The 20,785-nt window shown below is 69.2% G+C and carries 23 protein-coding genes; 18 read left to right on the top strand and 5 right to left on the bottom strand.

Annotated elements, in window-relative coordinates:
- Positions 1 to 183 precede the first annotated feature (183 nt).
- The gene (gene lipB / locus J4H85_RS10670; RefSeq protein WP_208239442.1) at positions 184 to 837 is read right to left on the bottom strand and encodes a lipoyl(octanoyl) transferase LipB; all 654 of its coding nucleotides are present in this window, start codon (positions 835 to 837) and stop codon (positions 184 to 186) included.
- A 109-nt stretch (positions 838 to 946) separates the two neighbouring features.
- Entirely contained in the window at positions 947 to 1,606 is a 660-nt protein-coding gene (gene lexA, locus J4H85_RS10665; protein WP_208239440.1) for a transcriptional repressor LexA, read from the bottom strand.
- 238 nt (positions 1,607 to 1,844) lie between these two features.
- Here lexA and J4H85_RS10660 point away from each other — a divergent pair, with 238 nt between their 5' ends.
- Genes J4H85_RS10660 through J4H85_RS10635 form a run of 6 tightly spaced genes read left to right on the top strand, consistent with a single transcriptional unit; the run spans position 1,845 to position 6,347 of the window.
- A complete protein-coding gene (locus J4H85_RS10660; protein WP_243893614.1) occupies positions 1,845 to 2,249 on the top strand; it encodes a hypothetical protein in 405 nt (134 codons plus the stop codon).
- 56 nt (positions 2,250 to 2,305) lie between these two features.
- Complete coding sequence (locus J4H85_RS10655; RefSeq protein ID WP_208239438.1) at positions 2,306 to 3,397, top strand: histidinol-phosphate transaminase; 1,092 nt, start codon at positions 2,306 to 2,308, stop codon at positions 3,395 to 3,397.
- A 23-nt stretch (positions 3,398 to 3,420) separates the two neighbouring features.
- Positions 3,421 to 4,029, top strand: coding sequence for an imidazoleglycerol-phosphate dehydratase HisB (gene hisB, locus J4H85_RS10650; protein WP_208239436.1), 609 nt, complete (start codon positions 3,421 to 3,423; stop codon positions 4,027 to 4,029).
- Positions 4,026 to 4,685 (top strand): imidazole glycerol phosphate synthase subunit HisH, encoded by a 660-nt coding sequence (hisH, locus tag J4H85_RS10645; RefSeq protein WP_208239434.1) that lies wholly within the window; start codon positions 4,026 to 4,028, stop codon positions 4,683 to 4,685. The genes hisB and hisH overlap by 4 nt, the downstream gene beginning before the upstream one ends.
- Positions 4,686 to 4,688: 3 nt before the next feature.
- On the top strand, positions 4,689 to 5,441 hold the full coding sequence (gene priA / locus J4H85_RS10640; protein ID WP_208239432.1) for a bifunctional 1-(5-phosphoribosyl)-5-((5-phosphoribosylamino)methylideneamino)imidazole-4-carboxamide isomerase/phosphoribosylanthranilate isomerase PriA: 753 nt from the start codon (positions 4,689 to 4,691) through the stop codon (positions 5,439 to 5,441).
- Between the two features lie 6 nt (positions 5,442 to 5,447).
- On the top strand, positions 5,448 to 6,347 hold the full coding sequence (locus J4H85_RS10635) for an SseB family protein (RefSeq protein ID WP_208239430.1): 900 nt from the start codon (positions 5,448 to 5,450) through the stop codon (positions 6,345 to 6,347).
- Between the two features lie 3 nt (positions 6,348 to 6,350).
- On the opposite strand, the gene J4H85_RS10630 is transcribed toward J4H85_RS10635, so the two are convergent.
- A complete protein-coding gene (locus J4H85_RS10630) occupies positions 6,351 to 6,716 on the bottom strand; it encodes a DUF1844 domain-containing protein (RefSeq protein ID WP_208239428.1) in 366 nt (121 codons plus the stop codon).
- A gap of 227 nt (positions 6,717 to 6,943) precedes the next feature.
- Here J4H85_RS10630 and infC point away from each other — a divergent pair, with 227 nt between their 5' ends.
- The 4 genes from infC (at position 6,944) to J4H85_RS10610 (ending at position 9,172) form a co-directional block, all read left to right on the top strand.
- Complete coding sequence (infC, locus tag J4H85_RS10625) at positions 6,944 to 7,576, top strand: translation initiation factor IF-3 (protein ID WP_208240441.1); 633 nt, start codon at positions 6,944 to 6,946, stop codon at positions 7,574 to 7,576.
- Positions 7,577 to 7,650: 74 nt separating this feature from the next.
- On the top strand, positions 7,651 to 7,845 hold the full coding sequence (gene rpmI, locus J4H85_RS10620; protein ID WP_208239426.1) for a 50S ribosomal protein L35: 195 nt from the start codon (positions 7,651 to 7,653) through the stop codon (positions 7,843 to 7,845).
- Positions 7,846 to 7,885: 40 nt separating this feature from the next.
- Positions 7,886 to 8,269 carry a 50S ribosomal protein L20 gene (gene rplT, locus J4H85_RS10615; RefSeq protein WP_208239424.1) on the top strand — a complete coding sequence of 128 codons (384 nt, stop codon included), beginning with the start codon at positions 7,886 to 7,888 and terminating at the stop codon, positions 8,267 to 8,269.
- A 90-nt stretch (positions 8,270 to 8,359) separates the two neighbouring features.
- The gene (locus tag J4H85_RS10610; protein ID WP_307863609.1) at positions 8,360 to 9,172 is read left to right on the top strand and encodes a TrmH family RNA methyltransferase; all 813 of its coding nucleotides are present in this window, start codon (positions 8,360 to 8,362) and stop codon (positions 9,170 to 9,172) included.
- 96 nt (positions 9,173 to 9,268) lie between these two features.
- Here the strand turns inward: J4H85_RS10610 and J4H85_RS10605 are convergent, their stop codons facing one another.
- Together J4H85_RS10605 and J4H85_RS10600 are read right to left on the bottom strand one after the other, a co-directional pair.
- Complete coding sequence (locus tag J4H85_RS10605) at positions 9,269 to 9,982, bottom strand: copper resistance CopC family protein (RefSeq protein ID WP_208239422.1); 714 nt, start codon at positions 9,980 to 9,982, stop codon at positions 9,269 to 9,271.
- Between the two features lie 56 nt (positions 9,983 to 10,038).
- A complete protein-coding gene (locus J4H85_RS10600; RefSeq protein ID WP_208239420.1) occupies positions 10,039 to 10,698 on the bottom strand; it encodes a hypothetical protein in 660 nt (219 codons plus the stop codon).
- A 69-nt stretch (positions 10,699 to 10,767) separates the two neighbouring features.
- Between J4H85_RS10600 and pheS the strand changes: the two genes are divergently transcribed.
- The 8 genes from pheS to J4H85_RS10560 all read left to right on the top strand — a co-directional run bounded on the left by pheS (position 10,768) and on the right by J4H85_RS10560 (position 20,782).
- Positions 10,768 to 11,823: a phenylalanine--tRNA ligase subunit alpha gene (pheS, locus tag J4H85_RS10595; protein WP_208239418.1), complete on the top strand. Its 1,056-nt coding sequence runs from the start codon at positions 10,768 to 10,770 to the stop codon at positions 11,821 to 11,823.
- A complete protein-coding gene (gene pheT / locus J4H85_RS10590) occupies positions 11,823 to 14,408 on the top strand; it encodes a phenylalanine--tRNA ligase subunit beta (protein WP_208239416.1) in 2,586 nt (861 codons plus the stop codon). The genes pheS and pheT overlap by 1 nt, the downstream gene beginning before the upstream one ends.
- Before the next feature lie 93 nt (positions 14,409 to 14,501).
- A complete protein-coding gene (locus tag J4H85_RS10585; protein WP_208239414.1) occupies positions 14,502 to 15,434 on the top strand; it encodes a VOC family protein in 933 nt (310 codons plus the stop codon).
- Between the two features lie 98 nt (positions 15,435 to 15,532).
- Entirely contained in the window at positions 15,533 to 16,591 is a 1,059-nt protein-coding gene (gene argC, locus J4H85_RS10580) for an N-acetyl-gamma-glutamyl-phosphate reductase (RefSeq protein WP_208239411.1), read from the top strand.
- Positions 16,588 to 17,751 carry a bifunctional glutamate N-acetyltransferase/amino-acid acetyltransferase ArgJ gene (gene argJ / locus J4H85_RS10575; RefSeq protein ID WP_208239409.1) on the top strand — a complete coding sequence of 388 codons (1,164 nt, stop codon included), beginning with the start codon at positions 16,588 to 16,590 and terminating at the stop codon, positions 17,749 to 17,751. The genes argC and argJ overlap by 4 nt, the downstream gene beginning before the upstream one ends.
- A gap of 10 nt (positions 17,752 to 17,761) precedes the next feature.
- On the top strand, positions 17,762 to 18,664 hold the full coding sequence (gene argB / locus J4H85_RS10570) for an acetylglutamate kinase (protein ID WP_208239407.1): 903 nt from the start codon (positions 17,762 to 17,764) through the stop codon (positions 18,662 to 18,664).
- Positions 18,665 to 19,129 (top strand): prepilin peptidase, encoded by a 465-nt coding sequence (locus J4H85_RS10565; RefSeq protein ID WP_208239405.1) that lies wholly within the window; start codon positions 18,665 to 18,667, stop codon positions 19,127 to 19,129.
- A gap of 330 nt (positions 19,130 to 19,459) precedes the next feature.
- Positions 19,460 to 20,782 (top strand): ABC transporter substrate-binding protein, encoded by a 1,323-nt coding sequence (locus J4H85_RS10560; protein WP_208239403.1) that lies wholly within the window; start codon positions 19,460 to 19,462, stop codon positions 20,780 to 20,782.
- Positions 20,783 to 20,785: the final 3 nt, after the last annotated feature.

The raw sequence follows: 20,785 nt of genomic DNA, 5'->3' as shown, positions 1-20,785 counted from the left end.
CGTTCGCCGTCGGGCGTTGCTCCCCACCTCCGGCACCGGCGGGATCCGGGGCACTCGAGCCGCCACCGCACCCGCCCGACGCCCCGCGCGCATGCGGCTCGAGCGTAGCGACCTGCGGGGTGTCTTCGTCTCGCGACTGCTCAGCCAGCACCTCCGAGAGTGGGGCGCCGATGTTGCGCGCGCTCACGAGGTCAGCTCCGCGATCGCGTCGAGCAGTCTCGGCGTGATCACCGGAAGCACGTCCGCCGGCGTGATCTCGGTACCGGCCAGGGTGCTCAAGGATGCCGCGCCGGCATCGGTGATGCCACAGGGGATGAACGAGCTGAACGGCTCGAGCGCGTTGCTGCAGTTCAGCGCGAATCCATGGGTGATCACGTGGGCGCGGGCGCGAAGCCCGATCTGCGCGAACTTCACTTCGGAGGCCCCGGCAGTCGCCCAGACGCCTGACCGGCCGGCAACACGATGTCCCGTCACCCCGAACTCGGCTGACACGTCAAGGAGTACCCCTTCGAGTGCACGCACGACGTCGACGACGCCGCGGTCCGGGCTGATCCGGATCACCGGGTAGCCGACGAGCTGGCCCGGTCCGTGCCAGGTGACGAGGCCGCCGCGGTCGACAGGAACGACGGGGGACCCGTCGGTGGGGTACTCCGCGGGATCGGCCCGTCGTCCTGCCGTGTACACCGGCTCGTGCTCCAGAAGGATGAGCGTGCCGTCATCCGCGCCGGAGTCGAGTCGATCGGCCGCCTGGCGCTGCAGGTCGAGGCCATCGCCGTACGGGACGAATGCGGGGTCGAGTCCGGCGACGTCAATGGTCACCGACGATTGAGCGATCATGCGATTAGACTAGTTGAACCGAGTTCAAAAAGTCGAATGATCATTTCGGGCTGGCAGTACCGTCACCGGGTTCGGCGCGCGCGGCCCGTCCCGCGACACCCGGAGGGCGCTACAGGGAGCGGAACACCGCAACAACTTTGCCGAGGACGTCGGCGAAGTCGCCGAGAATCGGTTCGAACGCACTGTTCCGGGGGAGGAGCCAGGTGTGGCCGTCACGGCGACGCAGCACCTTCACCGTCGCTTCTCCGTCGAGCAGTGCGGCGACAATGTCACCGTTCTCGGCGTCGTTCTGCTGACGGATCACGACGTAGTCGCCGTCGCAGATCGCCGCGTCGACCATCGAATCGCCGACGACCCGCAGCATGAAGAGTTGGCCCTCACCGACCAGGTGACGGGGCACGGGCATGACTTCATCCACCTGCTGCTCCGCGGTGATCGGAATGCCGGCGGCGATCTGGCCGACGAGCGGCACGTAGGCCGCTTCTTCCGGAGTCGCGTTCGATGGCGTGGGGTCGACCATGCTCGGCAGCTCGACGAGGACCTCCAAGGCGCGCGGACGGTTCGGGTCACGCCGCAGGTATCCGAGCAGTTCGAGCCGGGTCAGCTGGTGCGTGACGCTCGACAGCGAGGCGAGGCCGACGGCATCGCCGATCTCGCGCATGCTCGGCGGGTACCCGCGCGATGACACCGACTGGCCGATGAACTCGAGAATCGCCTGCTGCTTTTCAGTGAGCGGCTTAGCGGATTTCGAAGGTTTCGAGGGGCTCACGGTGGGTCCTTTCCCGGGGCTGCGACGCAAATGTCAGAGGTGCGTGATGGAGTGCTGCTCGTTCCCCGAGTGTAGGTGAAGTGTTCGAGTGGAACAAACATTCATTCGAGTGTGTCGCGGATTCCATTGGCGAATATTCGAACACTTGACTTCATCTTCGAAAAAAGAGAACATATATTCGAAAGACGCGTTCGGCATCGTTCTTCGATTCGAACGTTTCATCCGAAAGGAGATCGCAATGACCGCCACCGCATCACTCGAGCAGGCACCTGTCGGCATCGACGGGCGTGCTGCTCGCGAGACTCCCGTGCACCTGCGCCTCACGCATCGCGGTCGCGTGGTGTTCGGCACCATCGGCACACTGCTCACCGCCGGGGTGCTCGCACTGCTGGCCGCGCTCGGTGCGACGTCGGCGTCCGCGTCGGCCGAGCAGAGCGAGCAGTCGTTCAGCACCGTGGTGGCAGCCCCCGGCGATTCCTTGTGGGGCATCGCCGAGTCGCTCGACCCGGAAGGCGATCCGCGCGACCTCGTCGCCGAGCTCGTCACGCTCAACGGTATGGACGGTTCGGGCGTGCAGGCCGGCGAGAGCATTGCGGTGCCCACGCGGTACGCTGACGCTCCCGGCGTCATCCCCGCTCAGTAGGTCCGGGCTCCGCCCAAAGGACATTGCGCCTTTCGGGTCCGGCCTAGACTGGACAGGTGACTCAACTCAGCGACCTTCCGCTTCGCGACAACCTCGTCGGCAAGCTCCCATATGGCGCTCCTCAGGAGCCGGTGCCGGTGAGCCTCAACGTCAACGAGAACACCCATCCGATCCCCGACGAGGTCGTGGACGATGTCGTGGCGGAATTGACGCGTGCCGTTCGCGGAGTGAACCGCTATCCCGATCGAGAGTTCGGCGCATTGCGCGCGGCGCTGGCCGGATACCTCGGTCACGACCTGCGGGCCGAGCAGATCTGGGCGGCGAACGGCTCGAATGAGGTGCTCCAGCAGATTCTGCAAGCCTTCGGAGGACCTGGCCGCAGCTTGTTGAGCTTCACGCCGACGTACTCGATGTATCCGCTGCTGGCGGCAGGTACGGACACTCGGTGGGTCCCCGTCGAGCGACCGGCCGATTACGTGCTCGAGCCCGAGTTCGTGGCTCGCACGCTCAGCGATCACCAGCCCGACGTGGCGATCATCTGCGGACCGAACAACCCCACCGGCACCTCGCTCGACCTCGCTGTGGTCGAGGCGGCCGCCGACGCCTTCGACGGCATGCTGATCGTGGACGAGGCGTATCACGAGTTCGATGCCGCGCACCCGAGCGCGCTCGAACTCCTGCCCGGGCGACCGAGACTCCTCGTGTCGCGCACGATGAGCAAGGCGTTCGCCTTCGCCGGCGTGCGCCTGGGATACCTGGCAGCGGACCCGGCGGTCGTCGACGCGCTCCGTCTCGTTCGGTTGCCTTACCACCTCTCGGCGCTCACGCAGGCCGCAGCGATCGCCGCGGTGCGGCACGCGGACCGCATGCTCGCGACCGTCGACGACATCCGACACCAGCGGGACCGGCTCGCGGCGGCGCTGACGGACCTGGGTTACGCGGTGCACCCGTCAGGCTCGAATTTCATTCTGGTCGGAGGATTTGCCGACCCGCATGCCACGTTCACCGCGCTCCGGGAACAGGGGATCCTGATCCGTGAACTCGGCATCCCCGGCCACCTGCGCATGACCGCGGGAACGGAGACCGAGACGTCGTCGCTGATCGCCGCGATCTCCGCCCTCGGTCCCGGGGGCGCACGCTCCGAGTGAAGCGAGCGCGATAGGATCGGTGTATGACCGAATCCGCGCGTACCGCACGCCTCGAGCGCCAGACGAGCGAGTCCCAGATCGCCGTCGAGGTGAACCTCGACGGCTCGGGCAGCCACGACATCGAGACGGGTGTGCCGTTCTTCGATCACATGCTGACCGCCTTCGCGCGTCATGCGCTGATCGATCTGACGGTGCGCGCCGTGGGCGACGTCCACATCGATGTGCATCACACGGTCGAGGACACCGGTATTCTGCTCGGCGCCGCGCTGCTCGAAGCGCTCGGCGAGAAGCGGGGCATCACTCGGTACGGCGATGCGCTCGTCCCGCTCGACGAGGCGTTGGCGCAAGCCGTGATCGATATCTCGGGGCGGCCGTACCTCGTGCACTCCGGGGAGCCGGCGGGCTTCGAGTATCACCTCATCGGCGGGCACTTCACCGGATCGATGGTGCGTCACTTCTTCGAGGCACTCGTGCTGAACGCCCGGCTGACCGTGCACCTGCGGCTGGTCGAGGGTCGCGACCCGCACCACATCGCCGAGGCGGAGTTCAAGGCGTTCGCGAGGGCACTGCGTCAGGCGAAGTCGATCGATCCGCTGGAGACGGGTATCCCGTCGACCAAGGGCGCTCTGTGACCGACACCCTCCCCGATGTCGCGGTGCTCGATTACGGGTCGGGCAACGTGCACTCGGCCGTCAAAGCGCTGGCGCGAGCCGGGGCCCGGGTGGACCTCACGCGCGATCCTGACGCCGTGCGGTCGGCGGACGGGCTCCTGGTGCCTGGCGTCGGTGCGTTCGACGCGGTGATCCGCGCGCTGCGCGCGGTCGGAGGAGATCGGTTGATCGCCGAGCGTCTCGCCGCGGGGAAGCCGGTGCTCGGAATCTGCGTCGGTGAGCAGGTGATGTTCGCGCGCGGGATCGAGCGGGGAGTGGAGACCGAGGGTCTCGGATACTGGCCCGGGACGGTGCGCGAGCTCCGCGCTCCGGTGCTGCCCCACATGGGGTGGAGCACCGTGGAGGCGCCCGCGGAGTCGCGGCTGTTCCGAGGCATCGCGCAAGAGCGCTTCTACTTCGTCCACAGCAACGCCGCACCGGAGTGGGCCGTCGAAGCCGATGCTTCCGGTGGTCCCGAGGTCACCTGGGCCGAGCACGGGGAGCGCTTCGTCGCCGCCGTCGAGGACGGCCCGCTCACGGCCACGCAGTTCCACCCCGAGAAGTCCGGCGAAGCGGGAATCCGGTTGCTCGGCAACTGGATCGCTTCGCTTCGCACCACCCCCGCAGAAAGCGAGTAGTCCGTGACAGCGTTCACCGAGCAGCCCCGACTGACCCTGCTTCCCGCCATCGACATCGTCGACGGGGCGGCCGTTCGGCTCGTCCAGGGCGAAGCCGGCAGCGAGACCGATTACGGCAGCCCGCTCGACGCGGCGCTGCAGTGGATCGACCAGGGCGCGGAGTGGATCCACCTGGTGGACCTCGATGCCGCGTTCGGTCGCGGGAGCAACGCCGGCGTCATCCGGAAGGTGCTCGCGCACGCGAAGCACGTGCGCATCGAGCTCTCCGGCGGCATCCGGGACGACGCGAGCCTCGAGGCGGCGCTGGAGCACGGCGCGGCGCGGGTGAACCTCGGGACCGCCGCTCTCGAGGACCCCGAGTGGACGGCCGCCGTGATCGCCCGGTACGGCGAGCAGATCGCGGTCGGCCTCGATGTGCGCGGCGACACGCTTGCGGCGCGCGGGTGGACCGAGGAGAGCGGCAACCTCTGGGAGGTGCTGGACCGGCTCGAGGACGCATCGTGCCCGAGATACGTGGTCACCGACGTCACGCGCGACGGCATGATGCAGGGACCGAACATCGACCTGCTGCGACGGGTGTCGCAGCGCACCGAACGACCGGTGGTCGCCTCGGGGGGCATCTCCAGCCTTGACGACCTCGCAGCACTGCGCGAACTGGTGCCGCTCGGCGTCGAGGGCGCGATCGTCGGCAAAGCGCTCTATTCGGGGGCGTTCACCCTCGGTGCGGCCCTCGACGTGGCGGGACGGGCCGAGTAGGCCGGTATGGCGATCAAGCGGCTGCCCTCGACCGGTGATGCGCCCCGCACGACGGGCGTCCCCGAGAGTCTCGTCTCGGGCGGCGCCAGCGACTCCGCCGGTTTCCCGTGGGCCGGTCGCACCTTCGATCACCATGAGACCGCGTTCGCCGACGACGACGGAGCGACGCCGGAGGAGTTCGGTATCGCCGTCGACGCGGTGCGAGCCGCTGCCGCCGCACTGCGCGGGGCGGTCGACGCCGAGGGGCAGCGCGTGGCTCTCGGAGATCTGGCGGACGCCCACGCGGGCGCGATTCTCGCTCTTTCGCAGTGCCGGGTGCTCGTGCCGCTCGTGGCGGAAGCGGGCGACTTCGGCGAGACAGATGACGGGCGCACCGTGGAGAAGTCGCAGGAGCTGTCGATCGTGACGGTGCTCGGTCCGGACGGGAGACGGGTGATGCCCGTCTTCAGCTCGGTGGCGACGCTGCGCGCGTGGAACAGCGAGGCCAGGCCGATTCCGGTCGCAGCGCCCCAGGCGGCGCTCGCGGCGGCGCAGGACGACCATGCCCTCATCATCGTGGACCCCGGAACGCCCGAACGCGAGTTCGGCGTGCGGCGAACGGCGTTGCAAGCCTTGGCCGCGGGGGAACGCCGCGAACCGGCGTGGGCGGACCCCGAGGTCGAGCGCGCGTTCGCCTCGGGGGTGACCGCCGATTCGCAGGTGCGCTACACCGCGATCGTGCCCGGCGATCCCGAGGCGCGCCTCCTGGCGCCCGAGGTCGAAGTCGTGCTCGGACTCGAGCCCGCTCTAGATCGGGAGACGCTCCAGGCCGTGCTCGAGCGTGCGAGTCGCGCGTGGGCCGAGCATCCCATCATCGCCGAGCGCGTCGACTCCTTGCGGGTCGTGCCGACGGGCTCGGCGTCTTGAGCGCTAGTTGACAGGGCCGGTGTACTTCTCGCCCGGTCCCTGACCGGGTGCGTCCGGGAACTGCGACGCCTCACGGAAGGCGAGCTGCACCGACCGCAGGCCGTCGCGCAGGCTCCGCGCGTGCATGTCGCTGACCTCGGGAGCGCCCGCCGTGATGAGCCCGGCGAGGGCGTTGATGAGTTTGCGAGCCTCATCGAGGTCGATCTGGGACTCCGGATCGTCGGCGAGGCCGACCTTGACGGCGGCGGCGCTGAGCAGGTGCACGGCTGCGGTGGTGATCACCTCGACGGCTGCGACATCGGCGATGTCGCGCGTCGCGTCCGCTGCGGGATCGGCTGCGTTGGCGTCGGGTACGGTGTCGTCGTTCATGGCATCCTGTCTGTCGCTGTGCTAAACTTCTGCTGGTTCTCGGTGTTACGCCGAGAAAACGGAAGTGGAGATTCTCCCACCCGGCACCGCACATAACAGGTTACCGGGTCGTTGACACCCCGCCGCGCATCGCGTGGCAGCATAAGGGTGTGAGAGTGCGCGTCGCTCTTGATCTCCGTCACCGTGGTCCGATCCGGACCCAGCACACGAGATCAGAGGAGCAAGCGATCAGCGATCCCCGCACGAATGACAGAATCCGCGTCCCCGAGGTGCGACTGGTTGGTCCCAGTGGCGAGCAGGTCGGTGTCGTGCCGATCGAGACCGCTCTGCGCCTGGCAGCGGACGCCGATCTCGATCTCGTCGAGGTTGCCCCGAACTCGAAGCCGCCGGTGGCCAAGATCATGGACTACGGCAAGTTCAAGTACGAGGCCGCCCAGAAGGCGAAGGAAGCCCGTCGCAACCAGGCCAACACCGTCCTGAAGGAGGTGCGGTTCCGCCTGAAGATCGACACGCACGACTACGAGACCAAGACGAAGCGCGCCATCGGCTTCCTGTCGCAGGGCGACAAGGTGAAGTCGATGATCCTCTTCCGCGGTCGCGAGCAGTCGCGTCCCGAGCAGGGCGTTCGCCTGCTCCAGCAGTTCGCCGAAGACATCGCCGAGTACGGCACCGTCGAGTCCGCACCGCGCATCGACGGCCGCAACATGGTGATGGTCATCGCCCCGGTGAAGAACAAGTCGGAGGCGAAGGCCGAGCAGAACGCGCGTCGCGCCGAGGAGAAGGCGGACCGCAAGGCTCAGAAGGCCGGGGAAGCCGGAGAGTCCAGCGAATCCGGCGAGGCAGCCGCGAACGCCGAATAGAGACTTCGGCGCCCCGCGCGCCGTAGCACCCGTGGTCGCCCAGGCGACACACAACACGAATCAAGGAGAAATCGATGCCCAAGCAGAAGACCCACTCGGGGGCCAAGAAGCGGTTCAAGGTCACCGGCTCCGGCAAGCTGATGAAGCAGCGGGCCGGCATGCGCCACAACCTCGAGGTCAAGGCCTCGAAGCGGAAGCGCCGCCTGAACGCCGAGCAGGTGCTCTCGAAGGGCGACGCTCAGCAGGCCAAGCGGATGCTCGGCCTCTAACCGGCACCCGAACCCAGACTTTTCGTAAGGAAGACAGAACATGGCAAGAGTCAAGCGGGCCGTCAACGCCCACAAGAAGCGTCGCGTAATCCTCGAGCGTGCCGAGGGATACCGCGGACAGCGGTCGCGTCTGTATCGGAAGGCGAAGGAGCAGGTCACCCACTCGCTCGTCTACTCGTACAACGATCGCCGCAAGCGCAAGGGCGACTTCCGTCGCCTGTGGATCCAGCGCATCAACGCCGGTGCCCGCGCCAACGGCCTGACCTACAACCGCTTCATCCAGGGTCTCGGCCTGGCCGGTATCGAGGTCGACCGTCGTATGCTCGCCGAGCTCGCGGTGAACGAGCCCGCCACGTTCGCGACGCTCGTCGCGAGCGCGAAGCAGGCGCTGCCCGAGGACACCTCGGCGCCGAAGGCCGCGTAAGCGTCGTTCTCTCCGTCGGAACCCCGTCGCCCCTGAGGGCGGCGGGGTTTTGCGTTTCCTGGTCGACTCCGCGGCGCATAGGATGGGGCGGTGTCCGACGCCATGCTCAGTAACCGCCAGTCCGGTCGCGTGAAGCGCGCAGCCGCACTGACGCGCAAGAAGGATCGCCGTGCGCAAGGACGCTTCCTCGTGGAGGGCCCGCAAGCCGTGCGTGAAGCCCTGGTGCATGCGCCGCACCTCATCGAGATCGTCTACGCCACCGACGAGTCGCAGTCGTGGCAGCTGGAGATCGATCGACTCGCCGATGATGCGGGTGTGGAGCTCGTGCGCGCGACCTCCGAGGTCGTCGCGGCGATGACGGAGACGGTCACGCCGCAGGGCGTCGTTGCGATCGTCGAAGACTGCCGAGTGGCCCTCGCCGACGCCTGCGCGGGGGCGCAGCTCGTGGCAGTACTGCATGAGGTGCGCGACCCCGGGAATGCGGGAGCCGTGCTCCGCGCGGCCGATGCGGCCGGTGCCGATGCGGTGGTGTTCGCCGGGGACAGCGTGGACCCGTTGCATCCGAAGGTCGTGCGCTCGACGACGGGGTCGCTGTTCCATCTCCCGGTGGCCTCGGCAGACACGCTTGAGGACGCGATATCCGCGGTCAGGGAGGCCGGGCTCGCGGTCGTCGCCGCGGACGTCGACGGAGCCGAACTCGCCGCTGCGCGCGAGGCGCAGGATCTCGGCGGTGCCATGGCCTGGGTCTTCGGCAATGAGGCGCGAGGACTGTCGGCAGAGGCGCTCGCACAGATGGACCGCTCGGTGCGGTTGCCGATCTACGGCCGCGCGGAGTCGCTCAACCTGGCGACCGCGGCGAGCGTGCTGCTCTACGAGTCGGCATTCGCCCAGCGCTCGCGCTGAGCCGCCCGTGCCGGGTGCGCGCCCGGGGGTGCGCACCCGGGATGCAGCGGCCGGACCTCACGGTCCCGCTGCGCTGCACTCCCGGGTGCGGGTCGATCAGCGATCGTCGGACGGGCCCCGGGTGTCCGGGCCGTCGAGGGGCCGATCCTGGCTCTCTCCGGCCCCGGTCCCGGGCCGCTTGCGATTCTTCAGCACGATGACGACGACCGCGCCGATGGCTGCGATCGCTCCGAGCCCGATGAGCGCGGGCAGCACGTAGCCGGCCCCGTCGGAGGACGCGTCGCGTGCCGTGTCCTCCGTTTCGGCGTTCTCAGTGGCCTCGTCACCGCCGGTGGGCTCCGAGGGATCGAATGGGCGGAACTCGGGGTTCTCGCTCGCCGGGTTCTCGAGGTCGAAGACGAATGCTCCCTCGATGGGGTGGCCGTCGCTGGACACGACCCGCCAGACGACGCGGTACTCTCCCGGCTCGAGATCGTCGGCGACGGGCTGGTCGACGTCTCGCCCGTTGTGCTCCGGAGCTCCGTCGGTGACATCGGTGCCCTCGGGGTCCGTGACGGCGATCTCGGTGCCGTTCGTGAGGACCTCGTCGCTGAAGCTCAGTTGGACGGCCGACACGGAGTCGACATCGTCGAGTACGAGTCGCTGGCCGACGAGCTCATCGTGGGCGAGCGCCGGTGTGGCGATACCGCCGAGCGCGACCGCGGCGGCGAGGGCCGTCGCCGATGTCAGGCGTACGCCGGTGCGGCGTCGCGTGCGCGGTGCGGAGTGCGGGGCGGGTGCAGCGTGCTGCTGCGATTCCAGAGTGTGCATGGGGTCCGTTTCGTTGGGGAGTCGATGGCACCGAACGCACGCGCGTTCGGACGGGGTCAGCAGGCGGTGCGAACCGGCGGGCCGCGTGAGGACATCGCGGAGAGCCCATGGAGGCGCTCCAGGAGGAAGGGGATCGGGTTCCCGGGAGGATGCTGCGCCGAGCGAGCAGGACGCGGGCCGATGGTGGGCCAGGAGCGGGTGACACGGTGCAGGAGCCGACGCAGCGACCGCGCCGCCGACTCACCGCGGGCGATGAGTGCGATGGTCACCGCGGCAGCGAACGCGTGGCTCGCCCACATCAGCGCAGTCGACTCGGCCACTGCGACCTCCGTGATCGAGAGTCCTGAGACGGGGGAGGTGTGCACCGTGTGCGCCGCGACCGCTGCGCCACGACCCGAAGCGAATCCCGGGGAGGCGCCCAGGCCGGCGAACGACCAGTGGAAGACGAACTGGCTTGTGACGACTGCTGCGGTCAACCTGAGGATCGATCCGGCACGCCCCGACAGGAGCACGCAGACCGGCCAGGCGAGTGCCGCCGTCGCAGCCACCGAGAGTGCGGCCACCTCCGCGCCGCCGAGCGCGTGCGATCCGGCCGCCAGCACGGTCGACGTCACTGCCGCGAGGCTGCCGCGCGCGACGCGCTGCGGTCGGGACAGCGATCGGGCAGGGGTGGTCACCGCGCCACGCGCTCCGGAATGCGCCCCCGTCTGACCCACGGCCTCAGTGTAATCGGCGCGGCCGACGAGGTGCCCGCGCGTCCGCCGCGCACGGTAAACTTGGTGCTCGTGTCAGACTCCAATCCCATTTCATCCGAAGCGGTCGACGCCGCGGTCGCGGCGGCGCTCGCCGCATTCGCAGCCGCCGACTCCGTCGCCGACCTGAAGCGCGCCCGCGCCGAGCACGCGGGCGAGGCGTCGGCGATCGCTCAGCTGAACGCGCTCATGCGGCAGGTGCCGAAAGACGAGAAGGCCGCCACGGGCAAGCTCATGGGGCAGGCGCGCGGACGCGTCGAGGGCGCGTATCGCGGTCGCGAGACGGAGCTGGCAGCTGCCGAGGCGCGGGCCAGGCTCGTCGCCGAGACGGTCGACGTCACGGCGGCCCCGATGCGTCGGCGTGCCGGAACCCGGCATCCGCTCGCGCAGCTCCAGGACGACATCGCAGACGTCTTCGTCGGCATGGGCTGGGAGGTCGCCGAAGGTCCAGAGCTCGAGCACGAGTGGTTCAACTTCGATGCACTCGGGTTCGACCCCGACCATCCGGCTCGCGCGATGCAGGACACCTTCTTCGTGGAGCCCGCTGACCGCCACCTGGTGCTGCGCACGCACACCTCGCCGGTGCAGATCCGGGCTCTGCTCGGCGAGCAGCTCACCGATCCGACGCTGCCGCTGTACGTGGTCGCGCCCGGCCGCGTGTATCGGACCGATGAGCTCGACGCCACGCACACGCCCGTGTTCCACCAGGTCGAGGGCATCGCCATCGACCGTGGGCTGACGATGGCGCACCTGCGCGGGACGCTCGAGCACTTCGCGCGGCAGATGTTCGGCGAGGGCGCCGAAATCCGGTTGCGCCCGAACTTCTTCCCCTTCACCGAGCCGAGTGCCGAGATGGATGTGTGGCAGCCGCACGCCAAGGGCGGTGCGCGCTGGGTCGAGTGGGGCGGGTGCGGCATGGTCGATCCGAACGTGCTCGCCGCGGCTGGTGTCGATCCGGAGGTGTACCAGGGCTTCGCCTTCGGGATGGGCATCGAGCGCACCCTGCAGTTCCGCCACGACCTCAGCGATATGCGCGACATGGTCGAGGGCGATGTCCGCTTCAACTCCCAGTTCGGAGGCTTGGTCTAATGCGCGTTCCCCTCAGCTGGCTCGGTGAGAGCGTCGCTCTCGATGCGGCGGTCACCCCCGAGCAGGTGCACGCCGATCTCGTGCGCGTCGGTTTCGAAGAGGAGTCGGTGCGTCGCTTCGACGTCTCCGGTCCGGTCGTGGTGGGCGAGGTGCTCTCCGCCGAGCCCGAGCCCCAGTCCAACGGCAAGACGATCAACTGGTGCCAGGTGCGCGTTGCGCCCGAAGGCGAGTCCGCCGCCGACGGCGGCCCCGATGTGCGCGGCATCGTCTGCGGTGCGCACAACTTCGGTGCGGGCGATCGGGTGGTCGTCACGCTGCCAGGCGCGGTGCTGCCGGGCGAGTTCACGATCGCCGCGCGCAAGACCTACGGTCACGTGTCCGACGGCATGATCGCCTCGGCGCGCGAACTGTCGCTCGGCGACGACCACGAGGGCATCATCGTGCTCTCGCGACTGGGCCTCGACGCATCGAACGGTGCCGTCGTCGGAGCCGACGCGCTCGCCCTGCTCGGTCTCGATGAGTCCGCGGTCGAGATCAACGTGACGCCGGACCGCGGATACGCCTTCTCGGTCCGCGGCGTGGCGCGCGAGTACGGGCACGCCACCGGGGCTCCGTTCACCGACCCCGCGTCGACCGTGTCGATCGCGCCGGCGTCGGGATTCCCGGTGACGCTCGACGACAGCGCGCCGATTCGCGGGCGCTCGGGAGGGACGGGCTTCGTCGCCAGGGTCGTGCGCGGTATCGATGCGACGCGACCGACCCCGCCGTGGATGGCGTCGCGGCTGCAGCTCGCCGGGGTGCGCTCGCTCTCGCTGCCCGTCGACATCTCGAACTACGTCATGCTCGAGCTCGGCCAGCCGCTGCACGCCTACGATCTCGCGAAGCTCGAGGGCGGGATCACGGTCAGGCGCGCGCGTCCGGGTGAGCGCCTGCAGACGCTCGACGAGCAGGATCGCGAACTCCACCCCGAAGACCTCGTGATCGCCGATGATGCGCGCGCGATCGGGTTGGCCGGCGTCATGGGTGGCGAATCCACCAAGACGGACGACACGACGACCGACGTGCTCGTCGAGGCCGCGACGTTCGATCCGGTGTCGATCGCCCGCACGTCGCGCCGCCACAAACTGCCGAGCGAAGCGTCGAAGCGCTTCGAGCGAGGCGTGGATCCGCAGGTCGCTGCGGCAGCCGCTCAGCGCATGGTCGACCTGCTCGTCGCTCTCGGCGGCGGCGTCGCCGACGGCCTCGGTGCGACGATCGACGCCGGGTGGGAGCCCCAGGCGGTGCGCCTGCGCGGCGCCAGCGTGAACGGTCTGCTCGGCACCGACTACACCGCCGAGGAGATCCGAGGCGCCCTCGAGATGATCGGCTGCACGGTCGCGCTCGGTGCGGCCGGTGATCCGGATCTGCTGTTCGTCACCCCGCCGAGCTGGCGGAGCGACCTCGTGCGCGGTGCCGATCTGATCGAGGAGATCGCCCGCATCGTCGGCTACGACCGCATCCCTTCGGTGCTGCCCGTCGCTCCGGCCGGCCGCGGCCTGACGCGTGCTCAGCGGTTCCGCCGACGCGCGGCGAACACGGTGACGGCGGCCGGGTTCGACGAAGTGCAGAACTACCCGTTCGTCTCGCGCGCCCAGCTCGACGCCTTCGGCACCGGGCCGGCGGACGCTCCCGCAGCGGGTGCGGCACCGGTCGCCGCACTCGCGCTCGCGAATCCGCTCGACGGCGAATCCCCGTTCATGCGCCGATCACTGCTGCCCGGTCTCGTCGGCGCCGTGCAGCGGAACGCCTCACGCGGACTCACCGACCTTGCGCTCGTCGAGTTCGGCTCGGTCTTCGTACCGATGTCGAACGCCGCCGAACTCGGCACGGAGGTCGTACCTCCCCTCGGCGAGCGGCCGGCGGATGCCGTGCTCGCGCAGCTCGACCGATCGATCCCCGAGCAGCCGCTCCGCGTCGGCGGCGTGCTCACGGGCGACGCCGAGTCCAAGCAGGCCGGCCTGTCGGCGCGCGCGTACGACTGGGCCGACGCGCTGGATGCGGCACGTGTTGTCGCCGGAGCCGTTGCCGCGGATCTCGTCGTGCGCGCAGGCAGCCATCGAGCGTTCCACCCCGGACGCACCGCCGAGCTGTACGTGCGGGCCGATCCAGGGGCCGAACTCGAACTCGTCGGAATCGCCGGTGAACTGCTGCCCGACCTGGTCGCCGATCATCACCTGCACGGGCGCGCTGCCGCGTTCGAGCTCGACCTCGGACGTCTGATCGCCGTCGCGCTTCACTCGCCCGAGACGGCGCCGCTGTCGACCTATCCCGCGGCGACGCAGGATCTCACGCTGGTCGTCGACGGCGATGTGGCTGCGGGGGACCTCCTCGAGGTCGTGCGCTCCGGATCCGGTTCACTGCTCGAGGACGTCCGCATCGTCGACGACTACCGCGGTGGCGGTGTCGCGGAGGGTCAGAAGGCACTGACTTTCGCGCTGCGGTTCCGCGCCGACGACCGTACGCTGCGCGCCGAGGAGGCCAGCGAGGCGAAACTCGCGGGCGTCGCGGCAGCGGAGGCGGCGTTCGGCGCGAAGCTCAGGGAGTAGCGTCGATCCACCTCGGCCCGTGCTTGTGCGGCGACGCACCAGAGCGGATACTGAACGCAGAACCGCGTTCAGCGTCGAACCGAGGAGCACGCCATGCAGAAGATCGTCCCGAACATCTGGTGCAACGGAAACGCCGAGGAGGTCGGAGACTTCTACGCGTCGGTGTTCCCGACGGCGCAGGTCGCCGTCGAATCCCGATACCCGGAGGAGGGACTGCTGGACTTCCAGCAGCCCCTCGCCGGTCAGCCGTTGACCGTCGGTCTGAACATCGCGGGAACGCGGATCGTCCTCATCAACGCCGGAGACGAGTTCGCACCGAACCCTTCGGTGTCCTTCATGCTGAACTTCGATCCGCTGCTCTTCGATGCGCGTGAGAGTGCCGCGCGCGCTCGCCTCGACGAGGTGTGGGCGGCGCTCAACGCGGAGGGTTCGATCCTGATGCCGCTGCAGGAGTACCCGTTCAGTCGGCGATACGGCTGGGTGCAGGATCGATTCGGGGTGAGCTGGCAGTTGATGCTGTCGGATCCGGCAGGGGACCCCCGCCCCTTCCTCCTGCCGTCGCTGCTGTATTGCGGCCCAGCGCAGGGCCTCGCGGCGCGAGCCGTCGACCACTACATCGAGGTGTTCAAAGAAGCGGGGACCGAGGCCGAGCTGGGCATGCGGGTCCGCTATCCCGAGCCCGACGGCCCGGCGACCACGGATTCGGTGATGTTCAGCGACTTCCGCCTCGGAGACCAGTGGTTCACCGCCATGGACTCCGGGATCGCGCAGCCGTTCTCCTTCACCTGCGGCATGTCGCTCGAGGTGAACTGCGCCGACCAGACGGAGATCGACCACTTCTGGGATCGACTCTCCGCCGTCCCCGAAGCGGAGCAGTGCGGGTGGCTCGCCGATCTCGCCGGACTCAGCTGGCAGATCGTGCCCGCCCGCATGGGCGAGATCATGCAGGCCCCCGGCGCCTTCGACCGAATGATGCCGATGAAGAAGCTCGTGATCGCCGAACTGGAGGGGGCTTCGGCGGACTGAGGCCCCCGCCCCGCCGCCCACCTGTGGACGGTGTCGAGGGCTCCGCGCCGGGAGTGCCACAATAGAAACACTCTGTGCCCGGTGAAAAGGAGACGAACATGGCCTACAGCGTCGCGGTAGCGGGGGCGAGCGGTTACGCGGGCGGCGAGCTGCTGCGCCTGCTCGCCGCACACCCCGAGTGCGAGGTGCGCACGGTGACGGGCCACTCCAGTGCGGGGCGCCCGCTGATCGAGGTGCAACCGCATCTCCGCTCGCTCGGCCACCTTGTGCTGCAGGAGACCACGCCTCAGGTGCTCGACGGGCACGACATCGTCTTCTTCGCGCTGCCGCACGGCGCGTCGGGTGAACTCACGGCGCAGCTGTCCGAGGTGCGGCTCGCCGTGGACTGCGGTGCCGATCACCGACTGCGCAGCGCCGACGACTGGGAGACCTTCTACGGCGGCGCGTTCTCCGAGCCCTGGGAGTACGGCGTTCCCGAACTTCTCGTCGCCGGCGATCACGGCCACGTGCGGCAGCGCGAGATGCTCACCGGCGCCCAGCGGATCGCCGCGCCCGGCTGCAACGCCTCCACCGTCGCGCTCTCACTGGTGCCCGGCATCGCGTCCGGGGTGATCGAGCCCGACGACATCGTGAGCGTTCTCGCGGTCGGTCCGTCAGGCGCGGGCAAGGCGGCGAAGACCCACCTCCTCGGAGCCGAGCTCATGGGGACGGCGAACCCGTACGCGGTGGGCGGCAGCCACCGGCACATCCCCGAGATCCGCCAATCGCTCCGCGCCGCAGGGGCGTCGGGCGAGACCCGGATCAGCTTCACCCCGGTGCTCGTGCCCATGAGCCGAGGTATTCTCGCGACGACGACGGCGCGACTCGTTCCGGGCACGAGCGCGGCCGACGTGCGACGCGCCTGGACCGACGCCTACGCCGATGAGTATTTCGTCCACCTGCTGCCCGAAGGAGTGATGCCCCGAACTGCCGACGCCCTCGGTGCCAACACCTGCCTGATCGGCTTGGCGGTGGACGAGGCGGCCGGGCGCGTGGTCGTCGTCGCCGCGGTCGACAATCTCGCGAAGGGCACGGCGGGCGCCGCCATCCAGTCGGCGAACATCGCCCTCGGTCTCCCCGAAGCCACCGGCCTCAGCGTGAATGGAGTCGCACCGTGACCGTGACCGTCCCCCAAGGATTCCGCGCTGCGGGTATCACCGTCGGGCTCAAAGCCTCGGGCGGACGCGACCTCGCGCTCGTCGTGAACGACGGGCCGGCGTACGCGAGCGCCGCCGTCTACACCGGCAATCGGGCTCAGGCGAACCCCATCCTGTGGAGTCGCGCCGTCGCCGCCACGCACACGGCGCACGCCGTGATCCTGAACTCGGGCGGAGCCAACTGCTTCACGGGCGACTTCGGGTACGAGACCACCCGGCTCACCGCCGAGACGGTCGCAGCGACGCTCGGCGGCGCGTTCTCGCCGGAGCACATCCAGGTCTGCTCGACCGGCCTCATTGGTCACGGCGGTCACGACTTCCGCGACCGCATCATCACGGGTGTCCCCGCACTCGTCGATGCGCTGGGCGACCACGGCGACCTCGCCGCCGCAGCGATCATGACCACCGACTCCGTCGCGAAGACCGCAGCGCACCATCACCCGGACGGGTGGACGATCGGCGGTATGGCCAAAGGCGCCGGCATGCTCGCACCAGGGCTGGCGACGATGCTCGTCGTGATCACGACGGACGCCGTGCTCGACGACGCCGCGCTCGACCGCGCGCTCAGGCACGCCACCGGAAGCACGTTCGACCGACTCGACTCCGATGGATGCATGTCGACCAACGACCAGGTCACCCTGCTCGCGAGCGGCGCGTCAGAGGTGCGCCCCGAAGAGGCGGAGTTCGCGGAAGCGCTCGCCGCCGTCTGCGACGACCTCGCTGCGCAGCTGCAGCGCGACGCTGAGGGTGCGAGCCATGACATCGACATCGAGGTCGTCGGGGCGGCGACGGTGGAGGACGCCGTCGTCGTCGGCCGATCCGTGGCCCGCAACAACCTCTTCAAAGCGGCGATCTTCGGCAACGACCCGAACTGGGGGCGAGTTCTGGCCGCGATCGGCACGACGGACGCCGACTTCGACCCCTACCGGGTCGACGTCTCGTTCAACGGCGTGCGGCTCTGCCACGCCGGGGGACCGGACCGCCCCGTCGAGGAGTGCGACCTGACACCCCGAGAGACCCGCGTGCGCATCGAACTCTTCGCAGGCGACCGGGCCGCGACGATCCGCACCAACGACCTCACGCATGACTACGTCCACGAGAACAGCGCCTACTCGAGCTGAGAGCAGACCGATGACCGACACCGTCACCCCACTGGACCACGAGCGCGCCGCGGCGAAAGCGCGCGTGCTCGTCGAATCGCTGCCCTGGTTCAAGAAGTTCCGCGACTCGATCATGGTGATCAAGTTCGGCGGCAACGCCATGGTCGACGACGAGCTGCTGCGCACGTTCGCCGAGGACGTGGTGTACCTGCGGCTCGCCGGCATCCGCCCTGTCGTCGTGCACGGTGGCGGACCGCAGATCAATGCGATGCTCGGGCAACTCGGCATCGAGAGCGAGTTCCGAGGCGGCTACCGCGTGACGACGCCCGAGACCATGGACGTGGTGCGCATGGTGCTCACCGGCAAGGTGAACCCCGAACTCGTCGATGCGATCAACACCCACGGACCGCTTGCTGCGGGCACCACTGGTGAGGACGCCGGACTCTTCATCGGTCGTCGACGCGATCCGATCGACGCAGACGGTGAGCTGGTCGACCTCGGCCTCGTCGGCGACGTGGTCGGTGTGCGCACCGAACCGGTGCTCGCGCTCGTCGAGGCGGGTCTGATTCCGGTGGTGTCGTCGATCGCGCCCGATGCGGATCATCCGGGGGACTCCCTCAACATCAATGCCGACGCGGCCGCTGCGGCGCTCGCCAGCGCACTCGGAGCCTCCAAGCTCGTCATCTTGACCGATGTGGCCGGACTGTACGCGAACTGGCCCGATCGCGATTCTCTCGTCTCCTCCATCACGGCTCCCGAGCTCGAGGCGCTACTCCCGTCGCTCGAGTCGGGAATGATCCCGAAGATGCGAGCGTGCCTCGAAGCCGTCGCCGGCGGCGTCGAGAAGGCGGTCATCATCGACGGGCGCGAACCCCACTCGGTGCTGCTCGAGATCTTCACCGAGCAGGGCATCGGCACCGAGGTCACCGCGTAGGTGGCGGCCGCCGCGTCGGGGGTGCTCTACGCCGTCTTCGCGGCGACCTCGATGTGGGTCACGGTGACGGACCTGCGCACGCGCCGCATCCCGAACCGCGTGATCGCTATCGCCGCCGCGGCCATCGTCGGGTGCGGCGCCGTGTCAGCGTTCGCTGCCGCGGATGCGCGGCGCTGGGTGTGGGCCGCGGTCGCCGCAGCGATCTACGGAGGTGCGGCGTTCGCGCTCTGGCTTGCGGTGCCGAACGGCGCGGTCGGCGGGGGCGACGTGAAGCTGGCGCCGCTCATCGGATTCGCGACGGGGTGGTCCGGGATCGACGCCGCGTTCGGGTGGGCCCCGATCGGCATCGCTGCGGCGGCGCTCGCCGCTGTCGCCTGGGCGAGGTTCCGGAGGCGCGACGTGCTTGCCTTCGGTCCGGTGCTCCTCGCGGGGGCGTGGATCGCGATCCTCATCACGTGGTGGTGAGCGGGGCCCCGCGCCGCCGCGCGCCGCGTGAGCCGCGCCCGCCTCGCCCAGAGCGCACTTGTGCTGGCTTCACCTTGCCTGAAGGGGGACTTTGCGCGCTTTCGGTGATGCCGAGTGTGGACTCGAACCCCGGCGCCCGCCCGCGCACCCCAGCCCCGCCCACCCCGCCCACCCAGACCATAACGATCACGTCTCGGGGATGGCCGAGGGTGAACCCTGCTGGGCTCTCGGAGTAACGTGATGCGGGGGAGCGGTGTTCCGTGATCGCGCGTCGCACCGTCCCGCCTGTCGAGGACGACGAACGGCAACCACAACGACGAGGAGTGCTTGATGACTATCGGAAGAGTGACGACCGGGCGAATCGCTCGTGGACGCGGTCGGGTGTTCGCGGCGATCGGCTTCACCGCGGCGACCGCGCTGGTACTGACCGGCTGCTCAGGAGGCGGTGGCGACGAGTCGCTGGGCGACTTCGAGGGGGAGACGCTCACCGTGGCGGCCGCGTGGTCGGGCGCCGAGCAGGAGAACTTCGAGGCGGTGCTGCAGGAGTTCAGCGACCGCACGGGTGCGCAGGTCGATTACACGAGCTTCGGCGACAACGGGCCGACGTACATTCAGGGTCAGCTCGAGGGTGGCACCCCGCCGAACGTCGCAGTCATCGGCCAGCCGGCGCTCATGCAGTCCCTCGCGCAGAACGGCGACATCGTCGCGGTGGGCGAGGGGGTGCAGTCGGCCGTGGCTGAGAACTACGCCGACACCTGGGCCGATCTCGGCAGTGTCGACGGGGATCTGTACGGCGTCTGGTTCAAGGTCGCCAACAAGTCGACGGTCTGGTACAACTCCGACATCTACGACGAGGCGGGCGCGGAGGCGCCGGAGGACTGGGACGGCTTCCTGGAGCAGCTGCAGCTCGTGAGCGACGCCGGTTACTCGGGCATCTCGGTCGGCGCCGACGTGGGGTGGCCGCTCACCGACTGGTTCGAGAACGTCTACCTGCGGACCGCGGGTCCTGAGAAGTACGACCAGCTGACGAACCACGAGATCCCGTGGACCGATCAGTCGGTGAAGGATGCGCTCGAGGTGCTCGCCTCGCTCTGGGGCACCGATCTGGTGCAACCCGGCGGTGACCAGCGCGACTTCCCGACGAGCGTGACCGAGGTGTTCGGCGCGGATCCCGAGGCGGGAACCGTCTTCGAGGGCGACTTCGTCGCGGGCAACATCGCCGCCGACGGCACGTCGGTCGTCGGGGAGAACGCCCTCTTCTACGACTTCCCGGCGATCGACGGTTCGGATCCGAGCGTCGTCTCCGGTGGCGACGTCGCCGTGCAGTTCGCCGACGATGAGGCGACATCGGCGCTCATGGAGTTCCTCGCGTCTCCCGACGCGGCAGAGGTGTGGGTGCCGGAGGGCGGACTGCTGTCGGCGAACTCCGGTGTCGACACGTCGCTCTACCCCGACGAGACGACGCAGCAGATCGCGGAGTCCCTGCTCGAGGCGGAGGAGATCCGGTTCGACATGTCCGACCTCGCGCCGAGCGCCTTCGGGGGGACGCCCGGTCAGGGCTTCTGGCAGGAGATGATCTCGTTCTACCAGGATCCGACCGATATCGACGGCACCGCGCAGCGTCTCGAGGACGCGGCGGCAGACGCCTACTGATCC

The sequence above is a fragment of the Leucobacter tardus genome, assembly GCF_017583045.1.
GTDB lineage: Bacteria > Actinomycetota > Actinomycetes > Actinomycetales > Microbacteriaceae > Leucobacter > Leucobacter tardus.
Note: the sequence above shows the minus strand (reverse complement) of the source record. Positions and strands in the feature narration are given on the sequence as shown.